The organism is Litoribacterium kuwaitense, assembly GCF_011058155.1.
GTDB classification, from domain to species: Bacteria; Bacillota; Bacilli; order Bacillales; family DSM-28697; genus Litoribacterium; species Litoribacterium kuwaitense.
Genome location: NZ_JAALFC010000014.1, coordinates 1 through 25,880, shown reverse-complemented (window position 1 = coordinate 25,880; position 25,880 = coordinate 1). Strand labels below are relative to the sequence as shown.

The window sequence follows — 25,880 nt, the reverse complement described above, 5'->3', positions numbered from 1 at the left end:
GGTGAGATAAATGCAAATCCGGATGGAAAACATTCATAAAGCCTTTGGGAAAAATAAAGTGCTGGAAGGTGTCGACATTCACATTAAAGATGGAGAAGTCCATGCCTTGATGGGTGAGAATGGGGCCGGTAAATCGACGTTAATGAATATTCTTACAGGGCTTCATAAAAAAGACCAAGGGACGATTCAGATTGATGGCAAAGAAACAACATTTACCGACCCGAAGCATGCCGAAGATTTCGGTGTAGCTTTTATCCATCAAGAATTAAATGTTTGGCCGGAATTGACCGTATTGGAGAACCTATTCATTAATAAGGAACCGGTTACACATTTTGGTCTCATTCATACGAAGAAAATGAAAAGGATTGCCGCTGAGCAATTTGAAAAACTGTCCATTTCCATTCCTTTAAATAAAGAGGCTGGACAATGTTCAGTCGGAGAGCAGCAAATGATCGAAATCGCCAAAGCGTTAATGACAGAGGCAAAGGTCATTATTATGGACGAGCCGACAGCGGCGTTAACAGATAGGGAAATCGCTACGCTATTTGAAGTGATCCGTTCTTTGAAAAAGTCTTGCGTATCCATCGTCTATATTTCCCACCGTATGGAAGAAATCTTTACAATTTGCGACACGATTACCGTGATGCGAGATGGTCGCACGGTAGATACAACACCAATTGCTAAGACGAGCTTTAATGACGTCGTTCAAAAAATGGTTGGAAGAGAGCTTACCGATCGCTTTCCTGCACGCGAGACTTCATTGGGCGACACGATGCTTGAGGTCAAGAACCTGTCTCGTAAAGGCGTCTTCGAGAATGTAAGCTTTAGCGTTCGTTCAGGAGAAATGGTTGGTGTATCAGGGCTGATGGGCGCTGGTCGGACGGAAATCATGCGCACGATTTTTGGTCTTGACGGGAAGTATGAGGGCGACATTCTCGTCAACGGCACAAAAGTGACGATGAAAAACCCAAGCCAGGCTGTGCAAATGGGGCTAGGCTTTATTACGGAGGATCGAAAAGATGAAGGGCTCGTACTCGATTTTTCAATTAAAGATAATATTGCGCTGCCGAGCTTGCACAGTTTTACGAAACAGACGTTCATCAAAGAAAAAGATGAGCAGGAATTCGTTGATCTGCTCATAAAACGACTGACGATTAAAACAGAATCAGCGTCCACAGAAGCAAAAAATCTATCGGGGGGAAATCAGCAAAAGGTCGTCATTGCTAAATGGATCGGCATCGGTCCGAAAGTACTTATTCTTGACGAACCGACCCGAGGTGTCGATGTCGGAGCGAAGCGCGAAATATATCAATTGATGAATGAATTGACGGAACGTGGGGTCGCGATCATTATGGTGTCTTCAGAGCTTCCGGAAATCTTAGGCATGAGTGACCGAATCATCGTTGTTCATGAAGGGACGATTGCAGGAGAACTGTCAAAGGAAGAAGCGACACAAGAAAAAATAATGACATTGGCAACAGGAGGTTAAGTGAATGATTAATGCAACGAAAAGCACGAACCATGTAGGAAGTTTGTTACAGAAGCTAGGACCACTCGTCGGATTGCTCGTTCTCATTACGACGGTATCTGTCATTAACCCCAGTTTCCTTGAGCCCTTGAACTTATTAAATCTTTTACGGCAAGTCGCCATCAATGCCCTCATTGCTTATGGGATGACATTTGTGATTCTCACCGGCGGAATTGATCTATCTGTTGGCTCCACACTTGCCTTATCGAGCGCGTTAATGGCAGGGATGATGACTTCAGGAATTGACCCGATCTTAGCGATTCTCATCGGGTGTTTGATTGGGGCCATATTAGGGGCGATCAATGGACTGTTTATTACAAAAGGAAAGATGGCGCCTTTTATCGTTACACTTGCAACGATGACGATGTACCGAGGATTGACCCTGTATTATACCGATGGAAACCCAATTACCGGGTTAGGAGACAGCTACGCCTTTCAACTATTCGGCAGAGGTTATTTTCTAGGCATCCCCGTCCCAGCAATGACAATGATCCTTGCTTTTGCTGTTCTTTGGGTCATTTTGCACAAAACCCCATTTGGACGTAAAACGTATGCGATCGGGGGAAATGAAAAGGCAGCCCTCATTTCTGGGATAAAAGTGTCACGGATTAAAGTGCTGGTGTACTCACTTGCTGGTCTACTTTCAGCTCTAGCAGGGGCCATTTTGACCTCTCGTTTGAATTCTGCCCAGCCTACAGCAGGAACATCTTATGAGCTTGATGCAATTGCGGCGGTTGTGCTTGGTGGCACAAGCTTGTCGGGTGGACGTGGCTTAATTGTCGGTACACTGATTGGTGCTTTAATTATCGGAACGCTGAACAATGGCTTGAACTTACTTGGCGTGTCATCCTTTTTCCAAATGGTCGTCAAGGGCGCTGTCATTCTAGTCGCCGTTCTAATTGATCGAAAGAAAGCAGCATAGGAGGATGATGATGAGAAAAATATTCGTACCATTCATGAGCTTGTTTCTCGTATTCCTTGGCGCTTGCTCGTTACAGCCACCAGAGTGGGCGAAATCGAGCGTGGATCATGATTCAGGAGACATCAAGTTTGGCTTGTCGGTTTCAACGTTAAATAACCCATTTTTCGTGTCATTAAGGGATGGCGTGGAAAAGGAAGCAGCTGCACAAGGAATGGAAGTCGTCGTTGTCGATGCGCAAAATGATGCTGCTAAACAAATTAATGATGTGGAAGATTTAATTCAACAAGGTGTCGATGCGCTTCTGATCAACCCGACCGATTCTTCAGCGATCTCGACTGCGGTTCAGTCCGCCAATAGTCTCGGTATCCCAGTGATTACCCTCGACCGATCGGCGGAAAAAGGTGAGGTGGCAACATTGGTAAGCTCTGATAATGAAAAAGGTGGAGAAATGGCCGCAAACTATATTGTTGAACAGCTTGGAGAGGGAGCTAAAGTTGCTGAGTTGGAAGGTGTCCCCGGTGCATCGGCGACACGTGAACGAGGTGCCGGCTTTCACAATATCGCTGATGAGCAGCTCGATGTCGTCGCCAAACAAACTGCCAACTTTGACCGTTCTGAAGGATTAACAACAATGGAGAACATTCTGCAAGGGAATCCTGAGGTCAAAGCCGTCTTTGCTCATAACGACGAGATGGCGCTAGGAGCTTATGAAGCCATTATGAGTTCCGGACGAGATATCCTCGTCGTTGGCTTTGATGGAAATGAAGATGCACTAAACAGCATCAAGGAAGGAAACCTTTCTGCAACCGTTGCCCAGCAGCCAGAAGAAATCGGTAAGCTCGCTGTTCAGGCAGGTATAGATGTATTGCAAGGGGAAGAAGTCGAGACGAGCATGCCTGTGCCTTTGAAGTTGGTCACAGAAGGGTCAGCCACAGGTACGGAATAGAAGGATTGTGAAGGCTCCACGACGTCATGGTGGAGCCTTCAGCCTGTTGCCAAACACATTCATCCGTCGCTCGTTGCCTTGCTCGTCCTCTCATGAACGAAGTATTTTATTCGCGCCTTCGCTTGCACCCTCCTAATTGATTAAATTTCCTTAACAGAAGAGTATCGCAGTAGAGCTTTAACGACGGCATTAAAAAAGAGACTCCTCTATTTAAAGGAATCTTTTTATACAACATATTCGTTTGCCTTCATTAACGTTTGATCCACTGTTTTCATAGCTAATTGATGGATGGTGATTTCTGGACGACTGCCTAACCGAATATTCATTCCTGTTTGGCCAAGGCCTTCGTTGATATAAAAAGGCTTTCCATCGTGTTTATGAAGTCCTTTAATGATATTCATTTTCGCTAGCTTCCCCATAGTTGCAAGGTGATAAGCCTTTGGATAACAGATTTGCCCACCATGAAAATGACCGGATAAAAGATAGTCAAAATGATAATTCTTCATATGAAGCACAATATTTGGGTCGTGCGTCAGCACTAGGTTTGTGGCAGGCTTCAAATCTTTATAAGCGATGTCCAATTCGCTTCGCTTTGTGCTGAAGTCATCCACGCCGATAATGTTTAACCGTTGCCCATGAACAGAAATAGTTTCGTGCTGATTACGCAAAACGTTGCAATTGTTGCTCTCAAGCGTATGGATTAATTTTTTTAAGTTTTCATCTTTTAAAACGTAGTCATGATTTCCAAGGACAGCGTACATGCCATATTTGGCGTCGAGTCGTTTTAGAACATGTAAATAAGGGATCAGTTGAGGGATGGTCCGTTTTCGATCAAGGAAGTCGCCGGTCAGCGCAATTAAATCGATAGGTTGATCTTTCAGCTTATGATAAAGCTGCTCAGGTGTGATTGAGATATTCTCAAGGTGTAAATCTGAGAGCTGGAGGATGTTTACAAGCGTTCCAGGTTGATTTGATCCGTCTGCATTTATATTGATCTTATTTATCACAACATCATGCGTATTTATATACGATTTGGTAAACAGATATAAAAGCGGAATCGTGATGATTGAAAATAGGATATAAAACATAAAAAACCCCCTTCCAAGATTCAATTATACAGGACAAAAACTTGAAAAATGATGGTAATTGAATGAATACATCGCAGATATTGCCAAATACTAACGTTATTTCTACACCATTAGAGGGGTTTATGATGACACAACAAAAAAGCATCTTATTTCTTCCTTTTTTACAAATACCTTCTGGACATCATCAAGTGGCGGATGCTCTCATTGCAGAACTAGCTGAGAAACACCCAGACGTAAGGTGTAACAAAATCGATATTCTTTCTTACAGTTACGGAAAGTTGGAAGCATTGACCTCGTTGACCTATTTGAAATGGATACAAGCCATCCCGCGATCGTATAACTGGATTTATCGCAAAAGTGTGTATCAGAAAGATGGTTTTTCTAAGCGGTACCGTCTGTATGAGCTATTGTTTCTGCCCTTTATGAGAAAACTGTTGCGCGAGCAGAGACCTGATCTGGTCGTATGTACCCATGCACTTCCTTCCTATTTGATGAATCGACTAAAAGAGAATCATGAAGTACAGACACCGGTTATTAATATTTATACAGATTATTTTATTCATGAATTATGGGGAGGCAAACACATTGATTTCCATTTTACGCCTTCGCAGCAAATGAAGGAGTTTTTAATGCAACAGGAGGTACAAGAGCAGCAAATTGTTAATACCGGAATTCCGATCCACCCAAGCTTCAAAAAGCAAAGTAAACGTCAATTTGCGAATAAACAAGCGCTATCGCTATTAATCACTGGTGGCAGTTTAGGGGTTGGTGCTATTGAAGACTTCATTGCAAAAATTAGGGCACAATCTTTAAGTAACTTTTTCGTATTATGCGGAAAAATGAAGAGCTCTATCGTAAATTAAAAGCTTTAAATCAGGCTAATGTTGTTCCATTACAGTATATCGCCTGCAAAGACGAAATGAATCAGCTCTACGATCAAATCGATGGAATTATTACAAAGCCTGGAGGCGTCACCATTAGTGAAAGTTTATATAAAAGGAAGCCTATCTTTATTTATCATGCTTTGCCAGGTCAAGAAGTTATCAACCTTCAGCAGCTGAAAAAACTTGGGCTTATTTACGAATTTAACCAATGGAAAAAACAATGTTGTTCTATAGATGAATACTTCAATGACTTTTATGAAAGCAAAAGTCAATGGATTGACAGTTATGACCGGTCCATTTCTCAGTATCATCAAACACTTGCAAAAGAGCGACCTGTTGATTTTATTCAGCGGGTCATCTTTGGCAGTGGATAACAAGCAAAGTGTAGAGCTAGAAGGGGCACATTTGGTGTCGGCAAAACATCCTCCTATAATTACCATCATTATTTTTGGATTGACTAATCCAAAATAAAATTGTATTTCAGAACGTCTTCTTCATTATTGGTTTAAGTTATAGGAGGATTAGCATGAGAATAAAAGTTTATTTGATAACATTATGGAAATTGATGGACCCACTATATTATTCATGTACACGATTGCAGCTTCTGAAAGATACAAAAATGCAATCGTCAATTTTTCGAGTCAGGCTGACTTGTTATAAAGGGCAGGATATTACTTTAACTGATGGCACTGTTTTTAGAAAAAATGATGTGTTGATTAAGATACATCTGCACAACGCTCAAGTGTTGCATGAGCTCAGCGGAATGAATAATGAGTTAAGAAGAGCAATGATTCTTTATAAAAAAGTCCAGGATTCATTACCACTTCTTGCTAGCTATATACGACAGCATAAAAATGCCCATGAAATTAAAGGTATTATTGGCATTACCCTCTTGAATAAAGGCTGCGAACGATTAGGTTTTGAGTCGTATTCAATAACAAGCCGCATTTATAAATCATTTAAACAATTAGCTCTGTATCCTATTTATTTACTTTCCACAACGAACCCCTATGTGCTTGGGAAAAATGCCCCTTCGCCAAAGTACTTATTTATGTCGAAAGCCAATTTGTTCGATAAATACGGTACAACTGCCGACTAGGGATAGCACTTGTAGTAGCCAAAGATGCTGCTGAGGCTGTAATAACAGAAGTGGCTCTGAATCCTTCGGGTAATATGGACAACAGAGAAAAGGTACACAAATGACTTAAATGACTAGTAACTTCCAACGAGAACTTTGAATGTCCAATTTATAAATACAAAAACCACTAGCATACAAAAAAACATGCGCTAGTGTTTTTTTATGTCATGAGGGAGTTTCCGAGCATGATATCTCTTTCATAGAATAATGAGCAATTACGTAAAAATGTTCTCCAGATAAACACATATGCCTTGTAAATGAAAACAACTTATTTGCAAGAATATATCCCTTCGAAAATATTTTTACTTTCACAAATATATTGACGGGTATTTCTCGCTAATTTATACTACTTAATAACTTCACAGGAGAAACTAATGGTAAAATTTGTTTTTAAAAGTTGTAAAACTTATATTTTTATCACTTTTATTTAAAATTATCAGGCAGTATATAACATGATGTTGCTAAGGTGATCGAATGAGAATTAAAAATCAAGATTTCTTAAAGCGAGAAAATCAAAGTTTAGTTCTGGAAATGATTTTAAATCATGGACCCATCTCCCGTGCTGAAATTTCTAAACGGACGAGAATGAGTCCAACGTCCGCTTCGCGGATTGTTGCTACTCTATTAGAAGAGGATCTCATTCGTGAAATCAACATTCTGAGTGAAGGGATCGGGAGGAAGGCAACGCATTTTGTCCCGAATGAACATTCTGTACTATCTATCGGTGTAGAACTGAACCAAAATGATCTCCGAATCGGCTTTATGAATTTTGTCGGTAAATTAATTGTGTTGGAACATTTAAAGTTTGCGTCCACTGATCCACATGAAATCGTAGGCTTCATCACACAGCGTATTCAAGCGTTGATTCAGAAAGAAAATATCAATGCAGATAAGATTGTCGGTGTTTGTGTCGGTTTACCTGGTCTCGTACAACACGAAACAGGTGAAGTGAAGATATCTGCACAATTCAGCTGGAAGCAAGTTCCGTTAAAAAAAATGCTAGAAGAACAGCTAGGCTTCTCGGTGTCAGTTGATAATGAGATGAAATTGCTCGCTCTCGCCGAATACAACATCGATCCGCAGCCTGAACAGGAAACGACGATTGCGATGATTGGTTTTGGAAGCGGCGTTGGATCAGCATTAATTTCAAATGGACAGATCTATCGAGGTGAGGGCAACTTCTCAGGCGAGATCGGACATACAATTGTTGATCCGTTTGGTATCTATTGTCCTTGTGGTAATTTCGGGTGCTTGCAGACGTATATTGCCGAAAAATTCCTATTGCAAGAGGCATCGAAAACAGTGCCGATTCACACCATGGAAGAATTGTATGCCAATTATCAATTGGGAGAGAAATGGGCAGTGAAAATACTAGATAAAGCGATCATTTATGCAGCCATTACGATTAATAATGTCGTATGTATGTATAATCCAGATACTGTCGTACTAACAGGTACGCTCATTGACAAGTACCCGAAGATTAAGGAACAAATTATTCAAAAATGTAAAGATCAAATTTGGGCGCCTGTGACAGAATCCTTTCGAATCAGAACGACAAAAACAGGCGTGCATGGTGTCGTAATTGGTGCAGCTATGGGGATCCAACACGATTTCATTAAAAATATTCATTTTAATAAAGAAACAAAATGACATTGGAGCAGAAAAGAGGTTTTTAACATGCAGCTCATTCATCTTTGGAAGCTGGTTGAAGAGTTCAATTCGCAAAAGCATGGTTAATTCATCGTTCATTTCTCAATCCGTGATGAAAACGCTTCAATTAACAACCTTAACATGAGCAAAAGCATGATGACTTAAAGAACAGTGTCTGATCGTAAGTAGATTTCATTCAACCCTGTCTACAAGGGAATTAAGAGATTTTTAAAACACGTTGTCCCGAATGTTTAAATAGATCAATAGCAACGTGCAAGGTGAGACATCGCTGATGTAATGAATACACTCGCAGCCTTGCACAACAGACAGACAAAGGGGGAATCAGAAAGGCTAAATGATGTAAGACATTGATTGTGCTGCGGTTACGTGTTGGAGATGGCGTGTGCTCGTCTCAAGTTATTGTCAAACTATTTCAATAGCGTATATGGGGCATTTTGGAGCAAGGTTGTAAAATACATCATCATCTATGTAACGCACTAGGGGCATAGGCAGTCGAGCTGTATGATTTAGTAAAATGAATTGAAACAGGGGGAAATTAGCATGAGAAAAAGATCGTTTGGATTGCTTGCATTCATCATTTCTGCAATATTTGTCATTTCAGCATGTTCATCAGGTTCAGAATCTAGCCCTAGCCCGAGCTCTAGCTCAGGAAATGGTGCTAGTGAAAGTAGTGGAAGCGACAACGGAAGTAAAGAAATTAACATTGCGATAGACCAAAACTTCGTCACACTGGATCCTCACAATGCTGGCGATACAGTTTCCATTTTTGGTACGAGATCGATGTATGAAGGACTTGTCGGGTTTGACCAAAACATGGACGTTGTTCCAGTATTGGCAGAAGATTATACCGTCAGCGAAGATACGTTAACATATACGTTTAAGCTAAGAGAAGATGTAACATTCCACGATGGTGAGCCTTTCAACGCGGCAGCCGTAGAGGCGAACTTTAATCGCATTATGGATGAAGAGAATGACCTTCGTGCAAAACGTAGTTTTCAATACATTGACAGCCTTGAAGTCGTTAATGATTATGAAGTTAAATTTATCTTAAGCGAGCCGTTTAGTGCGATGCTCAATAAATTTGCGATGGTGCCAATGGCCAGCCCTGCTGCGATTAACGATGACAGTAAAGAGCTTTCCTTAAACCCTGTAGGTACAGGCCCATTTCAGTTTAGTGAATGGAATCAAGGGGACTCCCTCGTTGTCACTAAGTATGCTGAGTATTGGGACCCAGAAGCAACAAATGTTGAGCAAGTCACATACAAGCCAGTTCCTGAGAATGGTGCAAGAGCAGCGATGTTGAAAACAGGCGAAGCCGATTTTGTTTATCCAGTTCCACAACAAAATGTAAGCGAGTTGGAAAAAGAAGAAGGGATCGTTATTGAACAAACACCTTCTACAATTGCAAGGTATGTATCCATCAACACATTCATGGAACCTTTTGATAACGAAAACGTTCGGAAAGCGATGAACTTAGCAGTAAATAAGGAAGCGTATATCCAAGTTGTCAAAAATGGATATGGAAATATTTTAGATTCAACAATGTCTTCGGAAACACAATTCTACTCACAACAAGAGCCATACACATTTGATGTAGAAAAAGCGAAGGAATTGATGGCTGAAGCAGGATATGAGGACGGATTTGAAGCAGAAATCTGGGGTAATACGAGCTCTGAAACAATTAAAGGCATGGAATTTATTCAACAGCAGCTCGCGCAGATCGGTATCGATGTCACGATCAAGTCGATGGAAGAAGGAACGTTATCTAACGAGATCTACACACCGCAAACACCAGAAGAGGCTAAAGTTCAAATGTGGTATGTCAGCTGGTCTCCATCATCCGGTGATGCGGATGGCGCGACACGCTCACTCTTCAGCACTGAGTATTTCCCGCCAAATGGAGCGAATACAGCTTACTACAACAACAGTCAAGTCGACGAATGGATTAATGCGGCAAATCAAACGGCTGACCCTGAAGAGCAAGCAGACATTTATGCGAATATCCAAAGTGAAGTCTATGAAGACGCACCATGGATTTTCCTAGGGGTAGATACGTTGTTGTCAGGGCACCCAGATCATTTAGAGGGTGTGTACGTGTTGCCTGATGGTTCCATCAGCATTAAGAATGCGCAATTAAAATAAGAATGATGTGGGAGCTGATCACGATTAGCTCCCCTTCTTTGGAGGTGCTGAACAATGTGGCAGTACATATTAAAACGTGTTCTAGGTTTAATACCTCTCTTGCTCGTTGTTTCATTCGTCATTTTTATGTTTATACATTTAATTCCAGGTGATCCAGCTCGGTTGATCGCGGGCAAAAAGGCAACATTAGAGGAAGTACAAGCCATAAGAGAAAACCTAGGCCTTGATAAACCTTTACTTGAACAATATTTTCTATATCTGAAGGATCTGCTTTCCGGTAACTTAGGTTATTCAATTCAATCAGGTGCGCCAGTGAGTGAGCTGATTGGTGATCGAATTATGCCAACACTGGGCTTGACGTTTATGAGCATCAGCTGGGCGCTTGTCATTGGTATTTTGCTTGGGATCGTATCTGCTGTGTTTCGTAATAGATGGCCAGATCATTTAGGGATGCTGACGGCAGTTTCAGGTATCTCTCTCCCGAACTTCTGGGTAGGTCTTGTACTGATTCAAATTTTCTCAGTCCAACTGGGATGGTTGCCGACGGGCGGTAATGAAGGGTGGCAAAGCTACATTTTACCTTCTTTTGCTTTAGGAGCAGGTATTATGGCGATGATTGCGCGGTTTACACGTTCTTCACTTGTCAATACGATGAAGCAAGATTACATCAGAACGGGACGGGCAAAAGGGCTTGGTAGTCGTGCCATTGTTTTCGGACATGCGTTAAAAAATTCCTTAATTCCAGTAGTGACAGTAGCAGGACTCCAGTTTGGCTTTCTTTTAGGCGGTTCTGTCGTCGTTGAAACGGTTTTTAGTTTTCCCGGACTTGGAAGATTATTAATTGATTCGATTCAAATGCGAGATTATCCGGTTGTCCAAGCTGAAATTTTGCTATTTTCATTGCAGTTTATTTTAGTGAATCTACTCGTTGATATCGTATACAGCTTCTTAAATCCAAAAATACGCTATCAGTAATGTATAAAGCTTAAAAGCCTACTTTATCAAAAACTTACTAGGTATAAGGGCGCTAAAAAATGTTTGTAAGGAGGCTTCGTATGAGTGATATTCAACAACCTAACGTTGTGAATTCGGAACCTATTGTCGCGGAACGAAAAGAGACTCGTTTCTTTCAGTTTTGGAGAGAGTTTCGTAAGAAAAAGCCGGCACTCATTTCTCTTTTCTTCATTCTTTTCTTGGTTCTCATTATGATCATCGGTCCATATGTCGTTCCCTATGATTCTGCAGAACCAAATTATAATCGGGTTCTTGAGCCACCAACCGCAGAACACCTTTTTGGTACAGATGCCTTTGGCAGAGATATTTTAAGCCGGCTGGCTGTAGGTGCTAGACTAACATTATCAGTCAGTATTTCAGCGGTTATCCTAGGGGCCATATTGGGCACGATTTTAGGACTCATTAGTGGTTTCTTTGGAAAATGGATTGATCGGCTCATCATGAGGGTTTGTGATGTCTTATTTGCGTTTCCAGACTTGATTTTGGCGATCGGTATTGTAGCCATTTTAGGGCCTGGTATGAGAAATGTCGTCATCGCCGTGTCTTTCTTCAGCATTCCTTCGTTTGCCAGAATTGTGCGCAGTGCAACGTTAGAAGCCAAAGAAATGCTGTTTGTTGAAGCGACGAGATCTATTGGAGCGAGTAACAAACGCATCATTTGGAAGCACATTTTTCCAGAAACTGTTTCCACCATCATTGTCTATTTTACGATGAAAGTAGGAACAGCCATCTTAGCTGCGGCGAGTTTGAGCTTTTTAGGCTTAGGTGCAGAGCCATCATCACCAGACTGGGGCGCGATGCTTAGTAAATCAAGGGATTACATCGATTCAGCATTTCACCTCGTCTTCTTTCCCGGCTTAATTATCTTCCTGACCGTTTTAGCTTTCAATCTATTAGGTGATGGGTTGAGAGATGTATTAGACCCTAAAACAAAAGATTAAGAGGAGGGATAGAATGGATCACTTACTCCAAGTAAACGAGCTGCAAACAGCCTTTAAAACCGATAAAGGGATGCAAACCGTCGTACATGGTATTAGTTTTCATGTAGATAAAGGTGAGATCGTCGGCATTGTCGGAGAATCCGGCTGTGGTAAAAGTGTCACCTCTTTATCAATTATGAGGCTTCTGCACGATACACCTGGAAAAATTACCGGAGGGCAAGTGCTTTATAACGATCAAGATTTAGTCCAATTGTCCGAGGCAAATATGAAACGTTATCGCGGGAAGGAATTAGCGATGATCTTTCAAGAGCCAATGACCTCCTTAAATCCAGTGTTGAAAATCGGCAAACAGTTGCGCGAGCCCATCCAGCTCCATATGAAGATGTCAAAGGCGGATGCAACTGCTCATGCTGTGAAAATACTAGAATCTGTCGGTATCCCTCGGGCGAAAGAAATGATGGATGAATATCCGCACCAATTGTCAGGAGGGATGAGGCAGCGTGTCATGATTGCCATGGCAATCTCATGTAAGCCTTCCCTATTAATTGCCGATGAACCGACAACAGCTTTGGACGTGACGATTCAGGCGCAAATTTTAAAGTTGATGAAAGAAGTTCAACAGGAAAATGACATGGGCATCTTAATGATCACACACGATTTAGGCGTTGTTGCTGAAGTGTGTGACCGGGTGATCGTCATGTACGCAGGGAGAGTTGTTGAGGAAACGACGGTTGAGGAGCTCTTTGAGAATCCGAAACATCCGTATACAAAAGGGTTAATTGCTTCTGTGCCGAAAATCGGATCAGGTGTCAAACGGCTTCATTCCATACCAGGTACAGTCCCGAGTCCAGCAAATATGCCAGTGGGCTGCAAATTCGCACCAAGGTGTCCAGATGTGATGGATGTTTGTCAGACTGAAGAGCCAGAGTTGGTCAAGGAAGGCGGACATTCATGCCGGTGTTGGCTTTATAAACCAAAGGCAGGGGCGATGACCGAATGAAAGACGAAATCTTAGTTGAAGTCAAAGATGTAAAAAAACACTTTCCGCTGACGAAGAAGTGGTTTGCTGAAAAAAAGGTCGTTAAGGCTGTGGACGGCGTTTCGTTTTCGATTAAAAAAGGTGAGACTTTTTCATTGGTTGGAGAATCTGGTTGTGGCAAATCAACAACAGGACGTTTAATCAACGGATTAATCAAGACAGATTCGGGCGAGGTTATTTATAAAGGCGAACGCTTAACCAACCTTTCGGAAAAGGAATGGAAAAAATACCGTAAGCCTATGCAAATGGTTTTTCAAGACCCATATGCGTCGCTTAGCCCCCGGATGAAGGTTAAGGACATTTTGTTGGAGCCATTGACGATTCATTATCCTAAAATGCCGTCTGCTGAGAAGGATCAGCTCGTGACAGAATTGATGGGGAAATGTGGGATTAGCGAATTTCACTTAGAAAAATACCCGCATGAGTTTAGTGGTGGACAACGGCAAAGAATTGGGATTGCACGTTCTCTTATTTTGCGACCTGAAATCATTATTGCGGATGAGCCCGTCTCAGCACTAGACGTTTCAATTCAATCACAAATATTGAACCTTATGAAGGATTTGCAAGAAGAGTATGATCTAACGTATTTATTTATTTCTCACGACCTCAGTGTTGTTGAGCATATTAGTGATCGCGTCGGTGTCATGTATTTAGGTAATCTTGTCGAGGTCGCTTCAAAACAACAGTTATTTGAAAGTCCAAAGCATCCATATACACAAGCACTTTTGTCTTCTATTCCTCAACCGGATCCGAAGAGAAAGCGTGAAGAAATTGTCTTACGTGGAGAGATTCCTAGCGCTTCTAATCCTCCGAGCGGATGTAAATTCCATACGAGGTGTCCGTTTGCTATGGACGTTTGTCGAACGAAAGTTCCGGAAATGAAAGAAATAGACGAGGGACATGTGACGGCTTGTCATTTATACTGATAAAAGAGTAACATATGATTTTAGGCTGTATGGATGGAGGAGTTGACATCGTGAAAATCGTAGTAAGACCAATCGAAAAGGTTGAAGAAACAGAGGGTTTGATCATTGATCCGACCATGATTGAATTTGGAAAAACAAGTGTTGCGCAAGCTGACCAACAATTTTATCTTTTGCTTGGAATGAAGAAAGCAGAGAAGTCCGTCGAAGATATTCGTTTTCTAGGTGGCGAGACGGTGAAAGCCGTGAAGGGTTATACGTTTACAGGCGTAAGCGTCGACTTTGAAAAACTCGCCTCCGGCTTTGACGGTTTTTCTGTTGAAGATGTCGTAACAGCTTTTCTCGAAGGTTGGTATTTAGGCGGGTATCAATTTTTGCATTATAAAAAAGAGCAGGAGACCAACATTCCAGCCTTAGCAATGGATACAGAGCAATATGGAGTATGTGTGAAAACTGCCCAAACGCGCGCAAATGCGGTGAACCTGACCCGCGATTTATGTAACGAGCCTGCCAACCAATTAACACCGAGCCTATATGCAGATCGTTTAAAAACAATCTTTCGGGATTCGAAAGTCCAAGTAGATATCATTGAAGCGGATGAGTTAGAGCAAAGAGGCTTTAAAGGGACAGCGACCGTTGGCAAGGGGAGCGGTTATCCACCGAAATGTGCTGTCTTAACCTTTAACAATAGCGAAGGTCATCACGTCGCGCTCGTCGGGAAGGGTGTAACGTTTGATTCTGGTGGTGTCAACGTTAAGACCGGCCGTGACATTGCTGAAATGAAAATGGATATGGGCGGCTCTGCAGCGGTGGTCGGTGCCATGAAGCTGTTGGCGGATATGAATGCGCCTGTTCACGTCACTGCTGTTATACCGATGGTGACAAATGTGGCTGGAAAGGACGCCTTTCTCCCTTCAGATGTGATCAAATATAGCAATGGAATTACTGTCGAGGTTGGAAATACAGATGCGGAAGGACGCCTGATCTTAGCCGATGGCATTTTGCATGCCCAAGAGCTAGGCGCAACGACGATCATCGATATTGCTACGTTGACAGGATCGATCGGTCATGCGCTCGGGTTGAAAACAGCCGGTATCTTTAGTAATTGTGAAGCGGATTTATGGAAGTATAAAGCGATGGGCGAGCTTACGGGTGACCCTGTGTGGCCGATGCCTTTGATTCTTGACTATAAGACACATTTGAAAAGCGATTGTGCTGATGTCAACAATTTAGGTACTTCTTCTTTCGGTGGTGCCATTACGGCGGCGGTTTTCTTACATCATTTTGTTGAAGAAGACCGGAAATGGGTGCACATTGATATGGCAAATACTGCGCGTCCGTGGAAAGTGCAAGGGTATCATGTTGATGGCGCAGCAGGCTTTGGCGCGCGGTTATTGACAGAAATCGTGCAGGCGGAGTTTGTTAAGTGAGGTTCAAGCAAGAGTATCAGCTACAAAGATCCCCTTTTCGATAGTAGATGGAGAAAAAGTGAGAGTCCGGGAAAACAATCCACCGGACTCTTTATTTTGTTTAGGTGAAGAAGTGACCTACTTGTAATATTCATAAGCACTCAAATTCAATGTATTTATTTTATAATAATGTTTTAAAGCCAGCATGGCGCCCCCTAAAGAAACGGCGTCTTTTCCTAATATGGACGTTACAATGGACTCATAATGATTCATTTTAGAATGTAAGCGCCCTCTAAGACGGTCTAAGAGAAACTTCTGTCTGTGAAGAAACTCACTGTTAATAATGATTGTTTGCGGATTGAAAATATTAATGATGTTATTCAAGCCAATCGCTAAATAATCGAGAAATCGCTCAATTGTAGCTGGATATTTTTCCAGTACGTCAGCAAAATCAATGGCCTCGAAATTGTCTGCATCCAATCCTCGCGCTACGAGCTCGTTCAACAATGCTCGTTCAGAGGAGTAGAGCTCCCAGCACCCTCGATTTCCGCACGTGCAAGGAAGTCCCTTAGGTTCAACAATCATATGACCGATCTCCCCAGAAAAACCTTGGTAGCCTCGATCAATCTGATTGCCTTTCAGTACGCCAAGACCGATACCAGAAGACATCGTAATACTGAATAAATCTGGCGTTGGACAATGATACACTTGCTCCGCATAAACGCTTAAATTGGCGTTGTTATCAATGAAAATAGGTACGTTAAAATGCTGTTTCATCTTTTCTTTTAAGTCAATATCGATCCAATTTAGCTTTGGTGTGAAGACGACATGGTGATTGTTGTTAACAATTCCGTGAATCCCAATCCCAATGCCGATGAGCCCTTTTGGAGAATACTTCAGATCATATTCACTTACAGTCGCTTTTATGGAAGAGATAATTTTAGGAATATTCAAGTCGTATTCTTCAATTTTTGTGTGTATATGATCGGTTTTTAATGGTTTTCCTAATAAATTAGTCATTTGAACGCGTGTGTATGGAAAGTCAATATCGATACCGATCGTGTAGCCAGCATTTTCATTCATTTGCAGAAGGATAGGCTTTCTGCCACCGCTAGATATCTCTGACGGACGTTCTAAAACGAGCTGATCCTCCATTAAATCATTGATCTGTGCCGAGACAGTGGAGCGGTTTAATCCGGTTAATCGCGAGAGCTCGATTCGGGAAATCGAACGGTGTTCTATTATTTTCTCTACTAAGATTCTTTTGTTTAAAGTCTTGATATACGTAGCATCCCCGGTACTCATCTGAAACCCCTTTCAAAAAACACTTGAAATCTATTCTATTTCACTTTATTATATGACTGACAGTTTGTTGTGTAAACAAACAAAGTGATGAAAGCGACATCATGATTAAGGGGGAGAGCTGTAAAATGAAAAAAATCTATCTTTTGTCGACGGTTTTTTTATGTAGTCTATTGTTACTTGCTGGGTGTGGAGGTTCCAATGGAGCCAGTGGTGATGCCAAACAGCTCAGACTTGCCCATAATTTGAGTGAAGAGCACCCTGTTCATAAAGCATTGGAGAATTTTTCTGAAGGTGTGGAAGAAAAAACGAACGGTGAAGTCACCGTGAAGCTTTTTGCAAACGGCGTTCTTGGAAGTGAGAAAGAGGTCTTAGAGCAGCTGCAAAGTGGTGCTGTTGATATGACAAAAGTAAGCGCAGGTGCATTGGAAAGCTTCGCAAGCGAGTATTCAGTGTTCTCATTACCTTATATTTTTGAAAGCAAAGAGCATTATAGAACGGTTATGGAGTCAGATGTCGTTCAGGGGATTTACCAATCCACTGCAGATCAAGGGTTTCTCGGGTTGACTTATTTTGATTCTGGTGCTCGTAGCTTTTACACAAAAGACACCCCAATTCAGACACCGGCAGATTTAGCGGGGTTAAAAATCCGTGTCATGGATAGTCCGACAGCGATTCAAATGGTTGAGCTGTTGGGTGGCACCCCAACACCGATGCCTTACGGTGAGATTTACACAGCTCTACAGCAAGGCGTCGTTGATGGTGCTGAGAGTAACCCGACGGCTCTGACGACTGGAAAGCACGGCGAGGTAGCAAAGGCGTTCTCATTCAATGAGCATACGATGATTCCTGATGTGGCGATTATTAGTCAAAAAACGTGGGACAGCTTATCTGACGAACACAAAGTGGCATTAGAAGAAGCAGCTCAAGAAGCAACTAAATATCATACAGAAATTTGGAACAAGGCGATGGATGAAGCTGTTACAGATGCAGAAGAGATGGGTGTAGAATTTTACGAAGTGGAGAAAGAGCCATTTATTGATGCTGTTCAACCACTACACGATGAGTTTATGAAAGACGAAGATATTGCACAAATCATTGAAGATATGAAAGCGTTAAAATAATAAATTTTAAAGGTGCTTGTATAGGGCACCTTTTCCCTATCTATTGAAGGAGGCGGAAGCTTTGCTTTATCCAAAAACAACGACAACAAGACAAACAAAAACCTTAGACGGAATATGGAACTTTCAATTGGATGCCAATTCCCTTGGAGAAGAGCATGGGTGGCCAGCCCAAGGGCTTCCGTCGTCCATACATATGCCTGTTCCATCAAGTTTTAACGATATAACGACGTCACAGGAAATGAGAGATTATGTTGGTGATGTTTGGTATGAAACAACGACGTATCTACCGAACGAATGGTTCACTGAAACGGTCATGCTACGGTTTGGTGCTGTTTCACATACGGCAACTGTGTGGGTCAATGGGGCGTTAGCAGTGACTAATCATAACGGTTTCCTGCCATTTGAAGCCAAGATTACACCGTTGTTAATTAAAAATGGTCTAAACCGAATTACGGTCAAGGTCAACAACGAATTAACTTGGGACATGCTGCCGCCAGGGGAAGTGACCGAAGAAAAAACGCCAGAAGGTGAAGTGAAAAAAACGCTCCATCAGCAGCATGACTTCTTTAATTATGCAGGCATCCACCGGCCGGTGACGCTTTATACTGTGCCAAAAGAACATATTACATCAGTGCAGGTTGATACTGATTTTAATGGGGAAACAGGAATTGTTTCGGTTGAGGGACATTTTTCAGGTCGTGGAGAAATCCATTATGAGGTGCTCACAAAAGAGGGCCAAAGCGTTGCAACTGGAACTGGAACGACGGCTTCTATGAGCATTCCGCATGTTCAGTTATGGTCACCAGATCATCCTTACTTGTACAAGCTTGACGTCACAGTCACTGGTGAAGATGGAAACATCGTCGATCACTACCCTTTGAATATTGGTGTGCGTAAAGTTGAAGTTAAAAATAGACAGCTATTGCTCAACCATGAGCCAGTCTACTTAAAAGGGTTTGGTAAGCACGAGGATGCGGATGTACGCGGTAAAGGTCATGATCCGGTCATGATGATGAGAGATATGTATTTGATGAAGGAAACAGGTGCCAATTCTTTCCGCACAGCGCATTATCCTTATGCGGAAGAAGTGTTACAAATGGCTGATGAAATAGGATTTTTAGTCATTGATGAAACGTCTGCGGTCGGGTTATTAAGCCAAGGCGTCCCTGCGACGGGCGATCTTGCACCAGTATTTAGTAATGGGAGAATTTCTGATCGTTTAGCTGATTATCATATGGACACTGTGATTCGTTTGATTGAGCGCGACCGAAACCATCCGAGTGTCATTATGTGGTCTCTTTCCAATGAGGCCTCGACGATGGAGCCTGAGGCAGAAGTCTATTATCAACGTTTGATTGATGAGGTCAGGAAGCGGGATCGTCGTCCAATCATGAATGTGAATCTCATGTTGATTGAGCCTGAGCGATGCTACGTATCGAAGCTCGTCGATGTGATTGGTCTCAACGTTTACTTTGGGTGGTATTCGACACCGGGCAATTTAGAAGCTGGGAAGAGAGACCTTACCGATTACTTGGAGCGATGGGAAAACACGCATGAACAGCCGGTCGTTATTACTGAATATGGTGTCGATACGGTCGCTGGGTTGCATAAGATGCCTTCTGTGATGTTTACAGAAGAGTTTCAGGTTGAATTTTTAGAAACGTATCATCAAGTATTTGATGAAATGCCAAGTGTGATCGGTGAACAGGTATGGAATTTTGCTGACTTTATGACGAAGCAAGATACGGTTCGGGTGGACGGCAATAAAAAAGGCATCTTTACCCGTGATCGTCAGCCTAAGATGGCGCAGGCCACGCTGAAGGCAAGGTGGCTTTCACATAAGGAGAGGGATAGGCATGGTCGATAAGATTAAATTAATTTTGGATCGCACCATTTTAGGAGTCACGTCCTTATTTACTTTTGTTCTTGTCGCGGGTGCGCTCTGGCAAGTGACGAGCCGCTACGTTTTAGGTGCTCCGAGCACAGTGACTGGTGAATTGCTGCGCTTCTTGCTTGTCTGGACGGCGATTTTGGGTGCAACGTATGCATTTGGCACTAATCAGCATTTGGCGATTACCTTTTTAAAAGAGAAGTTTAAAGGAAAGAGTCGTCTAAGTATAAGAATCATCAACGATTTGATTATTTTAGCGTTTGCGATTCTCATTATGTTCAAGGGTGGCATCGAAGTAGTGAGCATTACGATGTCCCAAACGACACCTATTTTAAATATACCGATGGGCTATGTTTATTCGATTTTGCCGATTAGCGGTATTTTGATTGTCATTTACAAATTACTGCTACTCAAGGAATACCAGCAAGAGATGCAACAGCGTGAGGAGGTGTAGAGGATATGGACATGGCATTGCAAGCGTCGATCATTTTATTTGGTGTGTTTTTTGTCTTGCTCGCTATTGGTGTGCCGATTTCTGTCGGAATCGGTGTAGCTTCGTTTATTACTGCTTTGACAGTTGTACCAATCGATGTGGCTGTTTTTACAGCTGCACAAAAAATGGTACAGGGAATCAATAGCTTTGCTTTGTTGGCCGTAATCTTCTTTATCCTCTCTGGGAGCATTATGAACAATGGGGGAATCGCCCTTCGATTAATTAATTTAGCTAAATTGATCGGGGGAAGGCTGCCGGGCTCCTTGGCACACACGAATGTTGTCGGAAATATGTTGTTTGGTTCGATATCGGGGTCTGCTGTTGCGTCAGCGGCCGCCATGGGTCGAGTGATGACACCGTTGCAGGAAAAAGAAGGCTACGACAAATCTTTCTCAGCAGCCGTCAACATCGCTTCATCTCCAGCTGGTCTATTAATCCCTCCGAGTGGGGTATTGATTTTGTTCTCTTTAGTGAGTGGAGGAACATCCATTTCAGCACTATTTATGGCTGGTTATCTCCCCGGTATTTTGATGGGGATCGCTGTCATGGTCGTCGCTTACTTCTTAGCAAAAAAAGCATCCTATCCTGTGGCTGAGCGCCCGACTTTCTCGCAAGGCTTGAAGGTTGTCCTGGATGCAATCCCGAGCTTGTTGCTCATTGTTATCGTGATTGGTGGTATTGTTGCAGGTATTTTTACGGCGACAGAAGGTGCGGCGGTCGCTGTTTTGTATTCAATCATCTTAGCGGCAATCTACCGGGAGATTAAGCTAAAAGATATTCCTGACATTCTTCGAGAAACCGTTGTGATGACAGGCATTGTTTTATTTCTCGTTGGGGCATCGTCGATTATGTCATGGGTAATGGCATACACTGGTATTCCTAATGCCATTAGTGACCTTCTTTTACAAGCGTCCGACAATCCAATTATCATTCTCTTAATCATGAATATCATTTTGTTAATCGTTGGTACTTTTATGGACTTGACGCCTGCGGTGTTAATTTTCACACCAATCTTTTTACCCATTGCCATGGAGATCGGAATGGACCCTGTCCATTTCGGGATTGTTCTCGTCTTTAACCTTTGTATTGGAATTATGACGCCGCCTGTAGGCAGTGCTTTGTTTGTCGGGTGTAGTGTCGCTAATGTACGAATTGAATCCGTGCTGCGACCATTAGTGAAAATGTTTTTAGCGCTCATTGTAGCTTTAATGCTTGTTACTTATATTCCATGGATTAGTCTTGCTTTGCCACGACTTTTTGGACTGATGTAACCGGAAAGGAGACGATCGAATGATTTCTGTTATCCCTTTTACATTAACAAATAAATATGGTCATCCATTAACGTTCCAATCCGGAGATCTAGAGGTCATGCTTTATGTTTTGGAAGAAGACATCTTTCGGGTCTATAGCTCCTTTGAGCAAACGTATGATCATCGTCAAACGTGGGCCGTCGCCCCAGGGATGGAGGACATTCCTTTTGCAGGGCGAGACCGATTTGATGTCACCCCTTTTTCTCTGCCAGATTACGACGTTGAAGAGGAAGAGGGGATCGTGCACGTATTTACAAAGAAACTGAAAGCCACTGTACACCTCAATGGTTTTTTATCGATTGGTACCGGAAAGGTGAAGGTGGATGGGTAAAGATCGCCGGTGACCGGAAAACGCAAAGCTATAACTTCCGTGAACAGCTTGGAGATGGTGTTTTTCACTATATGGAGCGTGATGTGGAAGAGCAATATTATGGCCTTGGTGAGAAGGGCGGCGACATGGATCGGCACCATAAACGCTATCAAATGAGAACCATTGATGCGATGGGTTATGATGCACAGCACACCGATCCATTGTATAAGCATATCCCGTTCTACATTGTGCGTTCGCCAAAGACAGGTACCTCATATGGGCTGTTTTATGATAATCCATCTGACAGCATATTTGATATGGGCGCAGAGCTGGATAACTACCACGGGCTGTATCGTTATTATCAAGCAAAATATGGTGATCTCGATTACTACTTTATGCTCGGACCGTCTGTAAAAGGTGTCGTGGAGCGGTATTCTTGGTTGACAGGAAAGACATTGCTGCCGCCGAAGTGGAGCTTAGGATATTCAGGCTCAACGATGACGTATACAGATGCGCCGGATGCGCAAGAGCAACTCAAAAGGTTTGTTGAATTGTGCGAGAAATACGATATCCCATGTGACTCGTTTCAGCTATCCTCCGGCTACACGTCGATCGGTGAGAAGCGGTACGTATTTAACTGGAATCGGTCGAAAGTGCCTGATCCTGAAGGAATGAACGATCATTTTCATGAGCATGGCATACGCGTTTGTGCCAATATCAAACCAGCTTTATTAGATGATCACCCTCATTATCAAGAGGCTATGGAAAAGAGCTCTTTGTCAAAGATCGAACGGGAACAAAGCCGGAGATATCACAGTTTTGGGATGCGTTAGGGTCTTATTTAGATTTCACGAATGAGTCGACCATTGATTGGTGGAAGCACAAAGTGAAAGATACGCTCTTGGCATATGGGATCGATTCCACCTGGAATGATAACAATGAATATGAAATATGGGACGAAAAAGCGTTGGCACATGGATTTGGCAAGCCGATCCCAGTCGCGATGATTAAACCGATCCAAACCCTTTTAATGATGAAAGCTTCCTTTGCGGCGCAAACGGAATATGAATCTTGCAAACGGCCATACTTAATCTCACGCTCTGGTGGACCAGGAATGCAGCGGTACGTGCAGACGTGGTCAGGAGATAATTTTACTGAATGGAAAACCATTCGCTACAACTTAAAAATGGGTCTCAGCTTAAGTCTATCGGGTATTTATAATTTCGGGCATGATGTGGGCGGATTTGCAGGCAAGGCACCAGAGCCTGAGTTGTTTGTCCGCTGGATTCAAAACGGAATTTTTCACCCTCGTTTTACCATTCATTCGTGGAATGAAGACCAAACCGTCAATGTGCCATGGATGTATGAGGAATATATTGATGCTATTCGCTTCTGGATGAAGGAGCGGGTGAAATGGATGCCGTATTTTTACCACCTGCTTTATTTAGCCCATGCAGAATATAAACCGATCCTCACGCCGACTTTCTATTATTTTGAACACGATGAGCATACATTTAAAGAGAATGATGATTTCCTCGTCGGTGAAGATTTGCTCGTAGCGAATGTCATGGAAAAAGGGCAAACAGAGCGAACGGTCTATTTACCGGCAAATGAAAGAGGATGGTATGACGTAAACACAAATCAGTGGCATGAAGGAGGTCAGACGATTTGTGTGCCAGCCCCTTTGAACACGGTGCCACTCTTTGCACAGGGGGGAGCAATATTCCCGATTCGTGATGGCGCCATTACATTTGCAAATAAGGAGCACGATAAGCGTGGACTTCTCGTTTTCCCATCGCAAACGAATGATGACATAGAGAAAGTGTTTTATGAGGATGATGGAGAAACGGTCGCGTACAAAAAAGGCGACACTAGCTGGCTTCAGGTGAAGATGACAACAACGGATCAAGAGGTTGATGTCACGGTAGTTGTACGAGGAAATTATATTCTTCCTTACGAACAGATCCGCGTTTACTTTCCAGACACAGAAAAACGGACAATCATTGTAAACGGCGAAACACTACGTAGTGACCAAGCGGTGTTTGAGATGCTACTAAACGAATGAAGGAAGGTGAAGGTTCATGTCCCGTCTGCTCACAGAGGATTTCTTACTAACAAACGATATTGCGCGGCAATTGTACCATGATTATGCAAAAGATTTACCAATTATTGATTTTCACAATCACTTACCCCCAGATGACATTGCCAAAAATCACTCCTTTAAAACCATCACAGACATCTGGCTGGAAGGCGACCACTATAAGTGGCGTCTGATGAGAGCAAACGGCATCGATGAACATTATATTACGGGGGAAGCTTCAAAACGAGAAAAATTCCAGGCTTGGGCAGAGACAGTGCCTCATACGTTAGGAAACCCTTTGTTTCATTGGACACAAATGGAGCTGAAAAACTACTTTGGGATTGATGACGTCTTAAGTCCAGAAACAGCTGAGAACATATGGAACGAGACGAATGACGCACTACAAAGCGAGCAGATGACGACACAGCAGCTTCTTTTGAATAGCCGGGTTGAATTTGTCGGGACGACCGATGATCCGACAGATACGTTGGAACACCACAAAGCAATGAGTGACCAAGGTGTCCCTATAAAGGTTGCGCCATCGTTTCGACCGGACAAAGGGTTAAATATTGACCAGCCAGAGTTTAGTGATTGGGTACAAACGTTAAGTGAGACGACAAGTCGGGACCTGTCGAGTTATATGCAGTTTCTTGAAGCATTGTCTGATCGAATTGAGCACTTTGATGTCCATGGTTGTAAAGCTGCGGATCATGGAATCGGGAAAATGTTTTTCGCTGATGCAACGGAAGAACAAGCGAAGGCCATTTATGCGAAGCGAATGAATCATCAACCACTCACGGCCATGGAAGTAGAGCAATTTAAGACGTATACGATGCGATATTTAGCCGCCTGCTATCACGAAAAAGGCTGGGTGATGCAGCTTCATATCGGTGCGTTGCGGAATAATAATACGAAAATGTTTGAGCGGATCGGTAGAGATGCTGGTTATGACTCACTTGGTGATGCTTTGCTCGCTGAGCCGCTTTCACGATTGTTAGACGCCATCGAATACAAAGACAGTTTGCCGAAAACAATTCTGTATTGCTTAAACCCACGTGATAACTACATCTTGGCGACGATGGCAGGGAATTTCCAAGGTGGAGGAATTCCTGGAAAGGTCCAATTTGGGACGGCTTGGTGGTTTAACGATCACATTGATGGCATGGAAGAACAAATGAAAATTCTTGCCAATGTTGGACTAATTAAGCATTTCATCGGGATGTTGACAGATTCACGTTCGTTTTTATCGTTTTCACGACACGAATATTTCCGGCGAATATTATGTAATCTGTTTGGCAATTGGGCTGAAAAAGGAAAGGTTCCAGCCGATGTCGACTGGCTCGCCACGTATGTAAAAGACATTTCATACGGCAATGCCCGCCGGTACTTTAACTTGTATGTGTAGACAAGCCTTCGTGAACCTTTGCTTAAAGGACTTGGTGTCAACGACGAGTGATGACCAGATCGGAATCAGAGGATCAGAAGGCTTTCCTCGTTCTCTTGTAGGAGATAAAAACATGCAGATGAATGAATTTCATAATTCTAAGGTCTTGCCACGCAAGGCTTCCGAGACATAAAAAAGGAAGTACCTCCCCAAATTCTGTATAATGGTAGTCGACGAAAACAGCCATAGAACAGAAGGAGATGTACTTCCATGACCATTATACGACAACTAAGCCTTTTTGACATGCATGAATTATACGAAATGGAATCTACCCACCATTT

The 25,880-nt window shown here is 42.6% G+C and carries 20 protein-coding genes and 2 pseudogenes; 20 read left to right on the top strand and 2 right to left on the bottom strand.

Going from position 1 to position 25,880, the window contains the following annotated elements; translation table 11 throughout:
• Positions 1 to 10: 10 nt before the first annotated feature.
• From G4V62_RS09250 to rbsB, 3 genes are read left to right on the top strand one after another with little or no spacing between them, the layout of a single operon-like run.
• The gene (locus G4V62_RS09250) at positions 11 to 1,489 is read left to right on the top strand and encodes a sugar ABC transporter ATP-binding protein (protein ID WP_165201458.1); all 1,479 of its coding nucleotides are present in this window, start codon (positions 11 to 13) and stop codon (positions 1,487 to 1,489) included.
• A 4-nt stretch (positions 1,490 to 1,493) separates the two neighbouring features.
• The gene (gene rbsC, locus G4V62_RS09245) at positions 1,494 to 2,450 is read left to right on the top strand and encodes a ribose ABC transporter permease RbsC (protein ID WP_165201456.1); all 957 of its coding nucleotides are present in this window, start codon (positions 1,494 to 1,496) and stop codon (positions 2,448 to 2,450) included.
• A gap of 10 nt (positions 2,451 to 2,460) precedes the next feature.
• Entirely contained in the window at positions 2,461 to 3,396 is a 936-nt protein-coding gene (gene rbsB / locus G4V62_RS09240; protein WP_165201454.1) for a ribose ABC transporter substrate-binding protein RbsB, read from the top strand.
• A gap of 224 nt (positions 3,397 to 3,620) precedes the next feature.
• Here rbsB and G4V62_RS09235 read toward each other — a convergent pair whose 3' ends face one another.
• Positions 3,621 to 4,484, bottom strand: coding sequence for a metallophosphoesterase (locus G4V62_RS09235; protein WP_165201452.1), 864 nt, complete (start codon positions 4,482 to 4,484; stop codon positions 3,621 to 3,623).
• 122 nt (positions 4,485 to 4,606) lie between these two features.
• Between G4V62_RS09235 and G4V62_RS21050 the strand changes: the two are divergent.
• From G4V62_RS21050 to G4V62_RS09190, 9 genes and pseudogenes are all read left to right on the top strand, one after another.
• A pseudogene (locus G4V62_RS21050) lies at positions 4,607 to 5,742 on the top strand (MGDG synthase family glycosyltransferase).
• Between the two features lie 152 nt (positions 5,743 to 5,894).
• Positions 5,895 to 6,467: a YkoP family protein gene (locus tag G4V62_RS09225; RefSeq protein WP_212508722.1), complete on the top strand. Its 573-nt coding sequence runs from the start codon at positions 5,895 to 5,897 to the stop codon at positions 6,465 to 6,467.
• Between the two features lie 513 nt (positions 6,468 to 6,980).
• Positions 6,981 to 8,156, top strand: coding sequence for an ROK family transcriptional regulator (locus G4V62_RS09220; protein ID WP_165201450.1), 1,176 nt, complete (start codon positions 6,981 to 6,983; stop codon positions 8,154 to 8,156).
• 561 nt (positions 8,157 to 8,717) lie between these two features.
• Positions 8,718 to 10,319, top strand: coding sequence for a glutathione ABC transporter substrate-binding protein (locus G4V62_RS09215; RefSeq protein ID WP_165201448.1), 1,602 nt, complete (start codon positions 8,718 to 8,720; stop codon positions 10,317 to 10,319).
• 54 nt (positions 10,320 to 10,373) lie between these two features.
• Positions 10,374 to 11,294 carry a nickel ABC transporter permease gene (gene nikB / locus G4V62_RS09210; protein WP_165201446.1) on the top strand — a complete coding sequence of 307 codons (921 nt, stop codon included), beginning with the start codon at positions 10,374 to 10,376 and terminating at the stop codon, positions 11,292 to 11,294.
• Positions 11,295 to 11,374: 80 nt separating this feature from the next.
• Positions 11,375 to 12,274, top strand: coding sequence for an ABC transporter permease (locus G4V62_RS09205; RefSeq protein WP_165201444.1), 900 nt, complete (start codon positions 11,375 to 11,377; stop codon positions 12,272 to 12,274).
• 13 nt (positions 12,275 to 12,287) lie between these two features.
• Positions 12,288 to 13,274, top strand: a complete 987-nt coding sequence (locus G4V62_RS09200) for an ABC transporter ATP-binding protein (protein ID WP_165201442.1) — start codon at positions 12,288 to 12,290, stop codon at positions 13,272 to 13,274.
• Positions 13,271 to 14,239 (top strand): ABC transporter ATP-binding protein, encoded by a 969-nt coding sequence (locus G4V62_RS09195; protein ID WP_165201440.1) that lies wholly within the window; start codon positions 13,271 to 13,273, stop codon positions 14,237 to 14,239. The genes G4V62_RS09200 and G4V62_RS09195 overlap by 4 nt, the downstream gene beginning before the upstream one ends.
• Positions 14,240 to 14,289: 50 nt before the next feature.
• Complete coding sequence (locus G4V62_RS09190; protein ID WP_165201438.1) at positions 14,290 to 15,666, top strand: M17 family metallopeptidase; 1,377 nt, start codon at positions 14,290 to 14,292, stop codon at positions 15,664 to 15,666.
• Positions 15,667 to 15,783: 117 nt separating this feature from the next.
• On the opposite strand, the gene G4V62_RS09185 is transcribed toward G4V62_RS09190, so the two are convergent.
• The gene (locus tag G4V62_RS09185; protein WP_165201436.1) at positions 15,784 to 16,950 is read right to left on the bottom strand and encodes an ROK family transcriptional regulator; all 1,167 of its coding nucleotides are present in this window, start codon (positions 16,948 to 16,950) and stop codon (positions 15,784 to 15,786) included.
• 125 nt (positions 16,951 to 17,075) lie between these two features.
• Here G4V62_RS09185 and G4V62_RS09180 point away from each other — a divergent pair, with 125 nt between their 5' ends.
• From G4V62_RS09180 to uxaC, 8 genes and pseudogenes are all read left to right on the top strand, one after another.
• A complete protein-coding gene (locus tag G4V62_RS09180; protein WP_165201434.1) occupies positions 17,076 to 18,071 on the top strand; it encodes a TRAP transporter substrate-binding protein in 996 nt (331 codons plus the stop codon).
• A 61-nt stretch (positions 18,072 to 18,132) separates the two neighbouring features.
• Positions 18,133 to 19,938, top strand: a complete 1,806-nt coding sequence (gene uidA / locus G4V62_RS09175; protein WP_165201432.1) for a beta-glucuronidase — start codon at positions 18,133 to 18,135, stop codon at positions 19,936 to 19,938.
• Positions 19,928 to 20,416, top strand: a complete 489-nt coding sequence (locus G4V62_RS09170) for a TRAP transporter small permease (protein ID WP_165201430.1) — start codon at positions 19,928 to 19,930, stop codon at positions 20,414 to 20,416. Before uidA ends, G4V62_RS09170 begins: the two co-directional genes overlap by 11 nt.
• An 11-nt stretch (positions 20,417 to 20,427) precedes the next feature.
• The gene (locus G4V62_RS09165) at positions 20,428 to 21,726 is read left to right on the top strand and encodes a TRAP transporter large permease (protein ID WP_165201550.1); all 1,299 of its coding nucleotides are present in this window, start codon (positions 20,428 to 20,430) and stop codon (positions 21,724 to 21,726) included.
• Positions 21,727 to 21,745: 19 nt separating this feature from the next.
• Positions 21,746 to 22,096: an alpha-glucosidase domain-containing protein gene (locus tag G4V62_RS19825; protein WP_246218356.1), complete on the top strand. Its 351-nt coding sequence runs from the start codon at positions 21,746 to 21,748 to the stop codon at positions 22,094 to 22,096.
• Positions 22,015 to 23,763, top strand: a pseudogene (locus G4V62_RS20830) (TIM-barrel domain-containing protein). The gene G4V62_RS19825 and the pseudogene G4V62_RS20830 overlap by 82 nt, the downstream one beginning before the upstream one ends.
• 5 nt (positions 23,764 to 23,768) lie before the next feature.
• A complete protein-coding gene (locus tag G4V62_RS20825) occupies positions 23,769 to 24,140 on the top strand; it encodes a DUF5110 domain-containing protein (protein WP_376768304.1) in 372 nt (123 codons plus the stop codon).
• Between the two features lie 16 nt (positions 24,141 to 24,156).
• A complete protein-coding gene (gene uxaC / locus G4V62_RS09155; RefSeq protein ID WP_165201428.1) occupies positions 24,157 to 25,560 on the top strand; it encodes a glucuronate isomerase in 1,404 nt (467 codons plus the stop codon).
• Positions 25,561 to 25,880 lie beyond the last annotated feature (320 nt).